Below are 13,852 nucleotides of genomic sequence, written 5' to 3'. Positions count from 1 at the left end.
ATCCAGTATTCTATGCGTTCGAAACCGCCATATCAAGCGAAATATCAATAGTGCGAGCCGGGCGCCTTGGGGGCTGCGGGGGCAAGCTGGTATCATGCAGGGCTTCCGGGGGATGGATCTTCCCTGCGCCTGCGCGCGCCCCCAGCCCACTCATCCCAATACGAGCAAAAACATGAATAACTCGACTCAACCATTGCCGTCTTTTTTCAGCCGGATTTCGATCGCGATCGGCGCATTCTTTCGTGCCCTGTCCGACGCCGAATACGCTGCGCGCCTGACGCGCATCGATGATGTGCCGCAAGCAGCGGCTGCGCCAACGCCAGCGCCTGCGCCAGCCGCTGCGCCCGCACCTGTTCCTGTACCGCTGCGCGTCGCCACGCCGGACGCCGCTCTGCAGCTGCTCAGCCTGTTCCAGCGCGAAGCCCGCCTGATCGACTTCACCCAGGAAAACCTGAGCGCCTATTCCGACGCCGACATCGGCGCCGCCGCGCGCGTGGTGCATGAAGGCTGCAGCAAAGTGCTGCGCGAGCACTTCACCATCGAACCGGTGCGCAGCGAAGCCGAAGGCAGCCGCATCGTGCTGGAAGACGGCTTCGACGCCAGCGCCGTGCGCCTGACCGGCAACGTGGTCGGCAGCGCGCCGTTCCGCGGTGCGCTGAGCCATCGCGGCTGGCGCGCGGCCAACGTGCGCCTGCCGAAACTGGCCGAAGCGCACGACGCCGCCATCCTCGCGCCGGCGGAGGTGGAATTATGAGCGACCCGCGTTTCGCCATCGGCATCGACCTGGGCACCACGCACAGCGCGCTGTCCTATGTGGACCTGCAAGCGAGCGACGGCGAGAAGACCCGCCACGGCGTGCTGGCCATTCCGCAGCTGACCGCGCCGGGCACCGTCGAAGAACTGCCGCTGCTGCCGTCCTTCCTGTACCTGCCGCACGCGGACGAACTGGCGCCGGGCGATTTGAGCCTGCCGTGGCAGCAGTCCGCTGAAGAACTGACCGGCATGGCCGGCGAGATGGCGCGCAGCCGTGGCGCCACCACGCCGATCCGCCTGGTCTCCAGCGCCAAGAGCTGGCTTAGCCACCCTGGCGTGGACCGCCGCAGTGCGCTGCTGCCGAATGACGCGCCGGAAGAAGTCGCACGCGTATCGCCGCTGGAAGCCTCGACCCGCTATCTGTCGCATCTGCGCCAGGCGTGGGAGCAGGCCTACCCTGACGCGCCGTTCGGCGAGCAGGCGGTCACGGTCACGATTCCCGCGTCGTTCGATCCTGGCGCGCGCGAGCTGACGGCCGTTGCGGCGCGCGCCGCCGGCTACACCAACCTGACTTTGCTGGAAGAGCCGCAGGCGGCCTTGTACAGCTGGATCCAGGGCAGCGAAGGCCGCTGGCGCAAGGACGTCAAGCCGGGCGACATCATCCTCGTGGTGGACGTGGGCGGCGGCACCAGCGACTTTTCGCTGATCGCCGTGCTGGAACGCGACGGCGTGCTGGAACCGCACCGCATCGCCGTCGGCGACCATATCCTGCTCGGCGGCGACAATATGGACCTGGCGCTGGCGCACCTGGTGGCGCGCAAGCTGGCCGCCAACGGCACCCAGCTCGACGCCTGGCAGATGCGTGCACTAACCTACGGCTGCCGCAGCGCCAAGGAAAAACTGCTGGCCGATGCCACAGTCGAGACCTGGCCTATCGTGGTGCCGAGCCGCGGCTCGAAACTGATCGGCGGTTCCATCCGCACCGAACTGACGCGCGACGAAGTGACGACCTTCATCCTCGACGGCTTCTTCCCGAAAGTGGAAGCGTCGGCGCGTCCGGCCGTGCGCACACGCGCGGGCCTGACGCAGCTTGGCCTGCCGTACGCGCAGGACGCCGGCATCACACGCCACCTGGCAGCCTTCCTGGCGCGCCAGACCGGCGCCACCAGCGAACTGGAAGGCTACGCCGGCAAGCAGTCCGCCGAGGCGACCTTCCTCCATCCTACGGCGGTGCTGTTCAACGGCGGCGTGTTCAAGTCGGACCTGCTGGCACAGCGCATCATGGACAGCATCAACGAATGGCTGTACCTGGAAGGCGCGGAACCTGCGCGCATGCTGGCCGGCGCCGACCTCGATCTGGCGGTGGCGCGCGGCGCGGCTTACTACAGCTACGTGCGCCGTGGCAGCGGCGTGCGCATACGCGGCGGCACGGCACGCGCCTACTATGTGGCGATCGAGTCGTCGATGCCGGCCATCCCGGGCATGGAACCGCCGATCCAGGCGTTGTGCGTGGCGCCGTTCGGCATGGAGGAAGGCAGCGAGATCGAATTGCCGAACCAGGAATTCGGCCTGGTGGTCGGCGAGCCGGTGCAGTTCCGCTTCTTCGGTTCGTCGGTACGCCGCCAGGACCGCATCGGCGATCTGCTGGACTTCTGGGGCGCCGATGAGCTGATCGAGTTGAACGAGATCCAGGCGACGCTGTCGCCGGAAGGCCGCCAGGCCGGCGACGTGGTGCAGGTGCGCCTGCATGCGATGGCGACCGAGTCGGGCACGCTGGAACTGCAAGCGGTGTCCGATGGCGGCGAACGCTGGAAGGTGGAGTTCGACGTGCGCGCGGGTGCAGCCAGCTAAGCATGAGTCAATACGTCGTCAGCATCGACCTGGGCACCACCAACACGGTGCTGGCTTATTCCGAGCCGGGCAGCGCGCAGATACGCTTGTTCGATATCGAGCAGCTGGTGGCGCCTGGCGAAGTCGGCGCCGGTGCGTTGCTGCCCTCCGTGCGCTACCACCCGGCTTCCGGCGAGCTGGCCGATGGCGATTTGCAGTTGCCGTGGTCCGTCGCCGATGTGGCCGGGCTGTCGCAGGTGGTGGTCGGAAGGCTGGCTCGCACGCTGGGCGCGCAGGTGCCGGGGCGATTGGTTTCCAGCGCCAAGAGCTGGCTGTCGCATCCTCACGTGGACCGCACGGCGCCGATATTGCCGTGGGGGGCGGAGGCGGATGTGGCCCGGGTGTCGCCGGTGGCGGCCAGTGCTTCGTATCTGGCCCATTTGCGGGCCGCGTGGAATACGCGCTTTCCGGCACACCCGCTGGAGCGCCAGCAGCTGGTGCTGACGATACCCGCGTCGTTCGACGAAGGCGCACGGGCGCTGACGCTGGAGGCGGCGCGCATGGCCGGGCTGCCGGACCTGCGCTTGCTGGAAGAACCCCAGGCGGCCTTCTACGACTGGCTGTTCCGCCAACGTGCCACGCTTGCCACAGACCTCGCCGACACGCGCCTGGTGCTGGTGTGCGACGTCGGCGGCGGCACCACCGACTTCAGTCTGATCAAAGTGGAGACGGTCGATGGCCTGCCGCAGATCAGCCGCATCGGCGTAGGCAACCACCTGATACTGGGTGGCGACAACATGGACTTGGCCTTGGCCCATCTGGTCGAGGCGCGCATGGCGTCGTCGTCGGGCGCGACCGGCGATGCCGCAGCACCGGCACGCCTGTCCGCCAGCCGCCTGTCGCAACTGGCGGAACGCTGTCGGGCGGCGAAGGAATTGCTGCTGGCGGCCGATGCCCCCGAACGCACCACCGTCACCCTGCTCGGCTCCGGCTCGCGCCTGATCGGCGGTTCGCGCTCCGCCGACCTGACCCGCGACGAAGTGGCGTCGCTGGTCGTCGACGGCTTCTTCCCGCTGAACGAAACACATGAACCCGCACGTCGCGGCCGCGCGGCGATCGTCGAATTCGGCCTACCTTACGCCAGCGACGCCGCGGTCACGCGCCATCTGGCCGGCTTCCTGCGCCAGCATGCCGCCGCCGCGCGCGCAGCCCTTGGCCTGCCGGCGGATGACAGCACCGTCCCCGTTCCCGATACCTTGCTGTTGAACGGCGGCGTGTTCCGCGCCGACGCGCTGGCCCGCCGCCTCGAGGCCACGCTGGCGAACTGGCGCGGCCAGCCTCTGCGCGTTCTGCACAACGACAATCCCGACGTCGCCGTCGCACGAGGCGGAGTGGCCTACGCGCTCGGCCAGGCTGGACAAGCGCCGTTGATCGGCGGCGGCTCGCCGCGCAGCTACTTCCTGCTGCTGGATGACGCACATCGCCCCGACCAGCCGCGCCGCGCCATCTGCATCCTGCCGCGCGGCAGCGTCGAGAATCGCGAAATCCTGCTGGCCGAGCGCACTTTCGCGCTCCGCCTCGGCCGGCCGGTGCGCTTCCACCTGGCCTCGTCGATTTCCGAAGCCGCCACACCGCAAGCAGGAGAATTGGTCGAACTGGAGGCGGACGACTACATCCAGCTGCCGCCCATCGCCACCGTGCTGCGCGACAGCGCCGCCGCCGACGCCCGCAAGGAAGTGCCGGTGCAGCTGGCCGCCACGTTGAGCGAGGTGGGTACGCTGGAGGTGCATTGCGTCGCCATCGAAGGCGCGCAGCGCTGGCGGCTGGAATTCCAGCTGCGCGGCGATGCGGCCCACGCCGACGACGATGCCGACACGGCTCCACCGCAAGAGGCGCCGATGCCCGCCGGCTTCGACGCCGCTATCGACAAGATAGACCGCATCTTCGGCAGCCGCGCGCAGCAGGTCGAGGTCAAGGAAGTGAAGCAGTTGCGCACGCAGCTCGAACACCTGCTCGGCAGCCGCGAAAGCTGGCCTACGCCGCTGCTGCGCCGCCTGTTCGACGCGCTGATGCAGCGCGCCAAGGGACGCCGCCGCTCGTCCGAACATGAACGCGCGTGGCTCAACCTGAGCGGCTACTGCCTGCGTCCAGGCTTCGGCTACACGCTGGACGAGTGGCGTATCGAGCAGCTGTGGGCACTGTATGAAACCGGCGTCCAGCATCACAAGGACAGCCAGGTCTGCGCCGAGTGGTGGACCCTGTGGCGCCGCGTGGCGGGTGGATTGAGTGTCGAAGCACAGCTGCGCGTGCTGGACGATTTCGCCTTCAACGTGCAGGCCGACGCGCAGGAACGCGGACGCCGTCCGCACACACTGGTCAACGGCAGCGACGAAGACATGCTGCGCCTCGGCGCCTCGCTGGAACGCATCCCCGGCAACTACAAGGCCGAAATCGGCGCGTGGATGCTGGGCCGGCTGGAATCGGCCGACAAGGCGGCGCAGGCGCGCTTCCTGTGGGGTCTGAGCCGGGTCGGTGCGCGCCAGCCTTTCCACGGCAGCGCGCACGACGTGGTGGCTAAGGAAGTCGTCGAACAATGGCTGGCCGCCATCCTTGCGCTGGACTGGAAAAAAGTGGAGCCGGCAGGCTATGCCGCCGCCCACCTGGCGCGCATGACCGGCGACCGCTCGCGCGACATCGATGCAACGCTGCGGGAGGAAATCCTGCGCCGCCTTGCAGCCGCCGGCGCCCCGGCCAACTGGCGCGCGATGGTGCGTGAAGTGGTTCAGCTGGATCAAGCGGATGAGAAACGCATGCTGGGCGATGCGCTGCCGCCGGGCTTAAAGCTGATCGCTTAAAGCTGACCGTTTAAAGCTCGCTGCCGCGTGTAGCTCGCCTGCTGCGCGACGAAGCCATCGAAAGCATCGATCAGCGGATTGTATTTGTGGGCGTCGTTTTCCAGCTGTGCCAGCGCGTACGCAGTGGCCTCCAGCGTCGACAACTGATCCGGCAGATGCGCCTTGCGGATCAGGTAATGCGACGGCGGCGTGTCGCGCAGCGGCAGCCGCGGCAGGCTTTGCAGCGCCGGATTCAGATACAGCATCTTGCGGCTTTTGCGCCATGTCCCGTCCAGCACCACCAGCCGCAGCGTGGCCGGCGCCGCCAGCCACGCCGGATCGAACGGCTGCGCCGCAGCCAGGCCCAAGGCCTTGTCCTCCACAGTATCGGGATACAGCAGCACGCTACGCCGCTCCGGCGACAGCATGACCTGCATGCGCTCCGGCGCGAATTCTTCGCCGACTTCCAGCCGGCTGTTGGCAAGGCTCAGATGCAGCAGCCGCGCGCTGCCCTTGGCGTTATCGACTTCCAGCGGATGCTGCAGGATCAGCACTTCCACCTGGTTCCGCAGCGGCGCCACCCAGCGGCAAATGCAGGTACGCTGCGGCCGCAGGCAGCTTGCGCAATGCGCGCGGGTGGAAAGTGCTGGAGTCATAGACCATCATTGTACCGTCGATGCGGTAGGCCGTGGCAGGGCTACGCGCGACGGCGCCTTTGCCAGGCGACGGGGCGCCGGCGCAGACTGCGCGGCATCGAGCTTGAATACGCTGACCGCTTCGGCCAGTCTTGCCGACTGCTCCTGCATCGATTCGGCCGCTGCCGCCGCCTGCTCCACCAATGCCGCGTTCTGCTGCGTTACCTGGTCCATTTGCGTGATCGCGTCGTTCACCTGGGCGATGCCGATGCTCTGCTCTTCGCTGGCGTGGCTGATCTGGCTCATGATCTGCGTGACGCGGCTGATGCTCTGCACGATTTCGCCCATGGTGCGGCCGGCCTTGTCGACCAGGTCCGAACCCAGCGCCACCTTCTGCACCGAGTCGTCGATCAGGGCCTTGATGTCCTTGGCCGCCGCCGCCGAGCGTTGCGCCAACACGCGTACTTCCGAAGCCACCACCGCGAAGCCGCGTCCCTGCTCGCCGGCGCGCGCCGCTTCCACCGCGGCGTTCAGCGCGAGAATGTTGGTCTGGAAGGCGATGCCGTCGATGACGGAGATGATATCGACGATCTTGCGCGACGAATCGTTGATCGATCCCATGGTGGTCACCACCTCTCCGACCACCGAGCCGCCGCGGCTGGCGATCTCCGACGCCGTGGCGGCCAGCTGGTTGGCTTCGCGCGCATTCTCCGCGTTGAAGCGCACGGTCGACGTCAACTGCTCCATCGACGACGCGGTCTCCTCCAGCGAACTGGCCTGCTCCTCGGTGCGCGAAGACAGGTCCTGGTTGCCGGCGGCGATCTCGCATGACGCCGTCGCCATCAGGTCGGTGCCGTTGCGCACCTGGGCGACAATATTGACCAGGTTGGAGTTCATGTTCTTGAGGGCGCTCATCAACTGCCCGGTTTCATCGCTGCTGTTGACCTGGATATCGCTGGTCAAATCGCCCGAGGAGACGGATTCCGCGACCTTCACCGCTTCGTTGATCGGCTGCGTGATGGTGCGCGTGATCCACCATGCGGCCACCATTCCCAGCACAATCGCGGCCAGCCCCAGCATCACCAGCAGCGTGCGGCCGCTGGTGTACTGATGCTGGATTTCCAGGGCTGCCGCATCGAGCAGCGCCGCCTGCTCATCGGAGAATTTCTTCAGCGCGTCCAGATAGCGGGTACGCGCCTGGTTCATGTCGGTCTCGTACAGCTTCTTGCCCTGCTCCATATCGCCGGCGTTCTTGGCGGCGAAGACGGCCTTGCGGATATCGGTGTAGGCTTTGCGCGTCTCCAGCACCTGCTTGAACAGCGGCTTGAGTTCCTCGTCGTCGATGCCGGCGCCGATCTGGTCCTGGATTTGCGTCGCGCGGCCGGACGATGCGGCCATCATGTCCTCGAGTTTTTTCTGATCGGCGGGATCGGCCACCATCCAGGCGCCGGTGGTGCGGGCGGCGTTGACTTCGATGATCTTGCCCCATTCGGCGATCAGGCGTTCTTCGCGGACCTTCTCGTTGATCATGCGGTCGGTCAGCGCGCTGGCACTGCTGAGGCGCAGGATGCCGATGATGGTCATCGCCGTCAGCAACAGCAAAATGAGCGAAAAACCAAACGCCAGGCGCGTTCCTATTTTCAGATTGTTCATGGCTTTCCCCTAGCGGACGAACACGGACTTCTGATTCATGCTAGCACTATTTAATCGGAAGCTATAGTACTAAAGGAAAGATTACTCGCTGCAGTGCAGCATTCAATTGCCGGAGGCGGGAGCATCCAGCAGCTCTTCAATGCCGGCAATCGCGGCGGGATCCTTGATGACCGTGCGCAGCCACACATGCAATGGCATCTCACCCCAACTGGCGGCCTTGTCGGCCAGGTAGGCCACCGGGCTATGCGGCTCCGTGCTACGGAAGAAATCGGCCACCAGCCGCAATTGGGCCAGCGCCTGCTGGCGACTCTGCAATAAGCCGCCTGCGTTGACGGCGGCGGCGCCGGTTGCGGCATCCGTTGTGGGCAGCGCAGCCGCGCTGCCGACCGGCGCAACGGCGCGTAGTGCCGATTGCAGGGCGTCCCTGGCCGCGCTGAAGCCGGGACCGTCGGCGCCCAGGCGCAGGTCAACGACGCGCTCCAGCGCCATCAGCATGGCCAGGCAGTACTCCGCATCCGCCGGCGCGGGTGACGCCGCGTCCCTGACCAGCGCCGGCGTGCGGCTCAACAGCCAGAACAGATTGCCGATACGCTGGTCGTAGTCGCCGTCATCGCCTGCGGGGTACATGCCATCCCAGAACCGGTCGCACAGGCCGGCCAGCACCGCGTAGCCATCGCCCAGTCCGCGCAATCCCCGTGTTTTGGCGTTGGCCTCGGCCAGCCAGACGGCCAGCCGCAGGTCCTTGCTCTTCGCGGCGATCATCTGCGCACAGTGCGCGGCGACGAAGTCCCAATCGGCCTCCTTCAACGCAGCGATCCATTCGCCCTGGTCCAGCGTGGGATCGTCGTGCATGCGCGCCTGCGCGATGCGGTCCACTTCCACGCTGAAGCAGGTGTCTTCGCCGCAGGGTTGGGTGTCGCTGATTGGCAACAGCAGTTGATCGATACTTAACATCGGCGACCTCCGTGTTATCTGATGGTGTACCTGAACTGTCCTTGTTTGCTGGCGCCCACCTTGATCCCGGCGATCGCCTCGCCCTCCGACATCCTTTGCAGCACCGCTTCGGCGATCTCCGGCAGCAGGCTGCCGTTGAGGATGTGATCGACATTGCGGGCGCCGGAATCGACTTCCGTGCAGCGCGCCAGCACCGCGTCGACCAGCGCCTGGTCGTAGCTGAACTCCGCATGATGCTGGTCCTGGATGCGCCGGCCGATGCGGTCCAGTTTGAGCGCGATGATCTGCGCCAGCACCGCATCCGGTATCGGGTAGTACGGCACGACCTTCAGCCGCCCGAGGAAGGCCGACTTGAAGTGCCTGACCAGTTGCGGGCGAAGCAGCGCCTCCAGCTCGTCGGCGGCAGGCGGCGTCTCCTTGTTCAGGCAGGCCTGCATGATGGCGGCCGAGCCGGCGTTCGAGGTGGCGATGATGATGGTGTTGCGGAAGTCGATCTCGCGGCCTTCGGCATCGTCCAGCACACCCTTGTCGAACACCTGGAAGAACAGCTCCAGCACATCCGGGTGGGCCTTCTCCACTTCGTCCAGCAACACCACGCTGTAGGGATTGCGGCGCACCGCCTCGGTCAGCACGCCGCCCTCGCCGTAGCCGACGTAGCCGGGCGGCGAACCTTTCAGGCCGGAGACGCTGTGCGCTTCCTGGTATTCGCTCATGTTGATGGTCAGCAGTTTGCGCTCGCCGCCGTAGAGCAGGTCGGCCAGCGCCAGCGCCGTCTCGGTCTTGCCGACGCCGGACGGGCCAACGAACAGGAATACGCCCTTCGGCTTGTTCGGGTCGTCGAGATTGGCGCGCGCGGTGCGCACGCGCTGGGCCACGCTAGCAATCGCGTACGGCTGGCCGAGGATGCGCGCCTGCAGCGCGTCCTGCAGTTTGAGCACGGTGCGGATTTCGTCCTTGACCATTTTCCCGAGCGGGATGCCGGTCCAGCCGGAGACGATGGCGGCGACGGCCGCGGCATCCACCTCCACCGGCACCAGCGGCGTCTCGCCCTGCAGCGCCGCCAGTTCCTCGCGCAGCGCGCGGACTTCCGCCTCACCGTCGCCGGCGGTGCGCTGGCGGGCGATCGCCGCCACCAGTGCCTGCTCGCGTTGCCAGCGTTCGCTGAGCTGTGCGTGTTCGGTTTCAAGCTCCGCATGCATTTCCTTCAGCTTCCGCAGCCGTTGCGCGTGCTGGCGCCCACCCTCTTCCCGTTCCAAGGCGATGGTTTCCACGCACAGGCGCTCCATCGCCTTGGCGACGTTCTCCAGCAGGGCCGGCGCGCCGCTTTGTGCCAACGCGACGCGGGCGCAGGCCGTATCCAGCACGCTGACGGCCTTGTCCGGCAATTGCCGGCCACTGATATAACGATGTGACAGCCGCACCGCCTCGGTCACCGCTTCGTCGCGGATGCGGATGCCGAAGTGACGTTCCATCAGCGGCGTCATCGCCCGCAGCATGGCGCTGGCGATTTCTTCGCTCGGTTCATCGACCTTGACCACCTGGAAGCGTCGCGCCAGCGCGGCATCCTTTTCGAAGTACTTCTTGTATTCGCTCCACGTCGTCGCCGCGATGGTGCGCAGTTCGCCGCGCGCCAGCGCAGGCTTGAGCAGGTTGGCGGCGTCGTTCTGGCCGGCCTGGCCGCCCGCGCCTATCATCGTGTGCGCCTCGTCGATGAACAGGATGATGGCGTGCGGGCTTTGCTTGACCTCGTCGATAACGTTCTTCAGGCGGTTCTCGAACTCGCCCTTGACGCTGGCGCCGGCCTGCAGCAGCCCCATGTCCAGCGTGCGGAGCTCGACGCCACGCAGCACATCCGGCACGTCGCCGGCGGCGATGCGCAGCGCCAGGCCCTCCACCACAGCGGTCTTGCCGACGCCGGCCTCGCCGGTCAGGATAGGATTGTTCTGGCGGCGGCGCATCAGGATGTCGATGGCCTGGCGGATTTCCGTCTCGCGGCCGATCACCGGATCGAGCTTGCCGCTGCGGGCCAGCGTCGTCAGGCTGGTTGTGTACTGGTCGAGCGCCGGTGTGCGTGGACCGCTCTGCGGCGCCATGCCGGCAAGCGTGGCGGCGGGGGTTGCGTCGGTTGCGGCCGTTTCTTCCTGCGAGCCATGGGTATATTTCTCCAGCTTGTGCTTGACCTCATCGATGGGAATCCGCGCAAACAGCGACGAAGCGCGCAGCGCCAATTGCGCCAGGTCCGGTTCCGTCAGCAGCGCAACCAGCAGGTGCGCGCTGCGGATGCGGTCCGGCTGCGGCGTCGCCAGCGAGGCGATCAGCCATGCATGCTCCAGCAGCAGCGGCAAGTGGCGCGAGAACACCGGCGTGCGGGTGCCGCCGGTCTTGAACTGGCTGATCTCATGATGCAGGTCCGCCTCCAGCGCATCGACGGCGACACCGGACTGGCGCGCGATCAGCACCACGTCGCAGCGCTCCTGCTCCAGCAGGGCCAGGAACAGATGTTCCACCTCCACCTCGTACTGTCCCAGCGCCACGCAGATGCTGGCGGCGCGGGTTGCGGCCAGCCGGGTGGTGTCGTTCAATTTCCCGATCAAGGTCTTGAGGTTGAGGTTCATGCCTACACTCCCCGGTTGCTGCGGTTGATTGAATAGTGCAGCGACGATGGCTGCAGCACGGCGTCGAAGCTGACCGCTTCGCGCATCGGCAAGCCTGTCAGCGTCGCGCTGATGGCAAAGCTGATGCGGTTGATCGAGCCTGTTTCGCGCTCCAGGCGGGCCTGCACGTTGCGCAGGCGCGGCTCGTGGCGCTCGATGGCGGTCTTCAGGCAGGCGCAGACGCGCGCCCTGTCCTCGCTGCTGCTCAGGCACATGCCGGCGAAATCGACCAGCCCGTAGTTGATGATGGAGCGGGCGCATTCGGGATAAGCGCGCAGCAGCTCTTCGGACAGCGCGCAGCGCGTGTTAAGCAAGTCCTCGAGATCGCGTGCCAGCGCGTCCTTCCATTGCTCCAGCAAGAGGCTGGCGCCGTCGCGCGAATCCAGCAAACGGTCGAACAGGCCGGGAGTAAAACCTTTCATCGCGTACTCTCAAAAAATGGCCAGGCCGGAGCGGCCTGGCCAGAAAAGCGCGCCGCGGCGAATCGCCGCACAATCCGCAGCGGGCGCTGGGGGGATCGTCAGACGACGCGATTGCTGGACAAGTCCCAGCCGCCGGACGTGTTGCCGCCCGCGCCGCCGCTTATTTTCTGCTGGGTGTACTTCCATTTGACCCTGGAGAATTTCAGCGCGACGTCCTCGGTCAGGATGTCGCCCTCCTCCACCGCCGGAGAGACCGCGCCGATCAGGACGTTTTCGATCTCGATCTCGAAGTATTTGACGCGTTCACCCTGCGCGTCCGCGCGCATGAACTCGAACTTGGCCTTGGGGATGGTGCGCCCGGCCGAGCAGGTTTGCAGCAGGATGGGCGACGCCAGGTCGGCCAGCTTGGAGAGCACGATGTCGCGATGCTCGCAGCGCTCCGCCGTGTGGCCGCCGCCAGTCGAAGCGGTGGCCGATTTCGGCTGCTCCACGCCGAAGCTGACCGATTTGCACTCGATCCAGTCCTTGTGCCGGTCGTCGTTGGATTCGCCCTTGATGCCATCAATGTACAGATAGACGTCGATTGCCATTGCATGCTCCTGTCTCAGGTTAAGTGAAAATCAGTAGTTGGTCGACTGCGGCAGCTCCGCGACCAGACGGAGGGAAACGGATAGTTCGTCGAGCTGGAAGTGCGGCCGCAGGAACGACACCGCGCGATACACGCCCGGCCGCCCCGCCACCTCGTGCACCTGCACCGAGGCCTCCCGCAGGGGGAACTGGGCCTTTTGTTCCTGGCTGGCGTTATCGTCCAGCAGCACGTACTTCATCAGCCAGCGGTTGAGGAAATCCTCGACGCCGGAGGCGGCCGCGAAGCTGCCGATCTTGTCGCGCATCATGGCCTTCATGTAGTGCGCGATGCGCGAGACGGCGAAGATGTACTGCAGTTGCGAAGACAGCACCGCGTTGGCGTTGGCGGCTTCCGAGTTGTATTTCCTGGCCTTTTGCGCGGACTGGGCACCGAAGAAGGCCGCGTAGGCGGTGTTCTTGCAGTGGACCAGCGAGATGAAACCAAGATCGCTCAACTCCTTCTCGCGACGGTCCGTGATCGCCACTTCGGTCGGGCATTTGAGCGCGACTTCGCCTTCGTCGGTCTTGAAGGTGTGGGTGGGCAGATCGTCCACCAGCCCGCCGCCCTCGACGCCGCGTATCGCCGCGCACCAGCCGAAATCGTCGAAGGCCTTGGTCAGCTTGGCGCCGAAAGCGTAGGCGGCGTTGCACCACAAGTACTTCTGGTGGTCGGTGCCGTCTACTTCCTCGACGAAGTTGAATCCTTCGACCGTGGTACCGTCGACCGGATTGAACGGAAGGCGGCCCAGGAAGCGCGGCAACGCCAGGCCGACGTAGCGCGAATCCTCGGATTCGCGGAACGCCTTCCACTTGGCATATTCGACGGTGTCGAACACTTTCGACAGGTCGCGCGGCTTGCCCAGGTCGCCGTAGCTCTCCAGTCCAAACAGTTCCGGCGACGCGGAGGCGATGAATGGCGCATGCGAGGCCGCAGCCACGTGCGACATCTGCTCGATGAAGTACATGTCCTCCGGTTGGCGCGAGATTTCAAAGTCGCCCAGCAGCGCGGCGTACGGCGCGCCGCCGAAGGTGCCGAATTCCTCTTCGTAGACCTTCTTGAACATCGAGCTCTGGTCGAATTCCAGCGCGGACTGGAAGTCCTTCACCAGTTCGCGCTTGGTGGCGTTCAGCATGCGGATTTTCAGACCCTGGCCGGTGGCGGAATTCTTGACCAGGTAATGCAAGCCGGTCCAGCTCTGCTCCAGCTTCTGGAAGGCCGGAGCGTGCATGATGGCGCTTAACTGACGGGAAATCAGGCGATCCAGTTCCGCCACGCGCGCGTCGAGCGTGGCGGACAGATTGTTCGACATCACCACCGTCCCTTCCAGCACCTGGCTGACCAGCTCCGAAATGATGTCCTTGGCGCGCTCGTGCTCCACATCGGACTTGGCGACCTTGCTTTGCTCGACGATCTGGTCCAGCAGGCTGGCGCCGTCCGAGACCGTTTCGGCGGCAGCTGTCGCCTGCACTTGATTTGCATGTGCGGACAT

The 13,852-nt window shown here is 65.9% G+C and carries 10 protein-coding genes; 3 read left to right on the top strand and 7 right to left on the bottom strand.

Translation table 11 applies throughout. The annotated features are described in order from the left end of the window. Positions 1–172: 172 nt before the first annotated feature. From ACCD07_RS02535 to ACCD07_RS02525, 3 genes are read left to right on the top strand one after another with little or no spacing between them, the layout of a single operon-like run. Positions 173–754: a DUF2760 domain-containing protein gene (locus ACCD07_RS02535; protein ID WP_413446413.1), complete on the top strand. Its 582-nt coding sequence runs from the start codon at positions 173–175 to the stop codon at positions 752–754. Then, positions 751–2,604: an Hsp70 family protein gene (locus ACCD07_RS02530; RefSeq protein ID WP_413446412.1), complete on the top strand. Its 1,854-nt coding sequence runs from the start codon at positions 751–753 to the stop codon at positions 2,602–2,604. The genes ACCD07_RS02535 and ACCD07_RS02530 overlap by 4 nt, the downstream gene beginning before the upstream one ends. 2 nt (positions 2,605–2,606) lie before the next feature. Continuing rightward, on the top strand, positions 2,607–5,438 hold the full coding sequence (locus tag ACCD07_RS02525; protein WP_413446411.1) for an Hsp70 family protein: 2,832 nt from the start codon (positions 2,607–2,609) through the stop codon (positions 5,436–5,438). On the opposite strand, the gene ACCD07_RS02520 is transcribed toward ACCD07_RS02525, so the two are convergent. From ACCD07_RS02520 to tssC, 7 genes are all read right to left on the bottom strand, one after another. Beyond that, complete coding sequence (locus ACCD07_RS02520; protein WP_413446410.1) at positions 5,435–6,073, bottom strand: tRNA-uridine aminocarboxypropyltransferase; 639 nt, start codon at positions 6,071–6,073, stop codon at positions 5,435–5,437. The genes ACCD07_RS02525 and ACCD07_RS02520 overlap by 4 nt on opposite strands. A 6-nt stretch (positions 6,074–6,079) precedes the next feature. After that, positions 6,080–7,705, bottom strand: a complete 1,626-nt coding sequence (locus tag ACCD07_RS02515) for a methyl-accepting chemotaxis protein (RefSeq protein WP_176651901.1) — start codon at positions 7,703–7,705, stop codon at positions 6,080–6,082. A gap of 102 nt (positions 7,706–7,807) precedes the next feature. Further along, the gene (tssA, locus tag ACCD07_RS02510) at positions 7,808–8,659 is read right to left on the bottom strand and encodes a type VI secretion system protein TssA (RefSeq protein WP_413446409.1); all 852 of its coding nucleotides are present in this window, start codon (positions 8,657–8,659) and stop codon (positions 7,808–7,810) included. 14 nt (positions 8,660–8,673) lie between these two features. Beyond that, positions 8,674–11,274: a type VI secretion system ATPase TssH gene (tssH, locus tag ACCD07_RS02505; protein ID WP_413446408.1), complete on the bottom strand. Its 2,601-nt coding sequence runs from the start codon at positions 11,272–11,274 to the stop codon at positions 8,674–8,676. A 2-nt stretch (positions 11,275–11,276) separates the two neighbouring features. Continuing rightward, positions 11,277–11,735, bottom strand: a complete 459-nt coding sequence (tssE, locus tag ACCD07_RS02500; RefSeq protein ID WP_413446407.1) for a type VI secretion system baseplate subunit TssE — start codon at positions 11,733–11,735, stop codon at positions 11,277–11,279. A 98-nt stretch (positions 11,736–11,833) separates the two neighbouring features. After that, a complete protein-coding gene (locus tag ACCD07_RS02495) occupies positions 11,834–12,325 on the bottom strand; it encodes an Hcp family type VI secretion system effector (protein WP_176651905.1) in 492 nt (163 codons plus the stop codon). Positions 12,326–12,355: 30 nt separating this feature from the next. Next, positions 12,356–13,852 carry a type VI secretion system contractile sheath large subunit gene (tssC, locus tag ACCD07_RS02490; protein ID WP_413446406.1) on the bottom strand — a complete coding sequence of 499 codons (1,497 nt, stop codon included), beginning with the start codon at positions 13,850–13,852 and terminating at the stop codon, positions 12,356–12,358.

Source organism: Duganella sp. Dugasp56 (assembly GCF_047304105.1).
Lineage (GTDB): Bacteria > Pseudomonadota > Gammaproteobacteria > Burkholderiales > Burkholderiaceae_D > Rugamonas > Rugamonas hordei.
The sequence above is the reverse complement of the archived record's forward strand: the minus strand, read 5'-3'. Positions and strand labels throughout refer to the sequence as shown.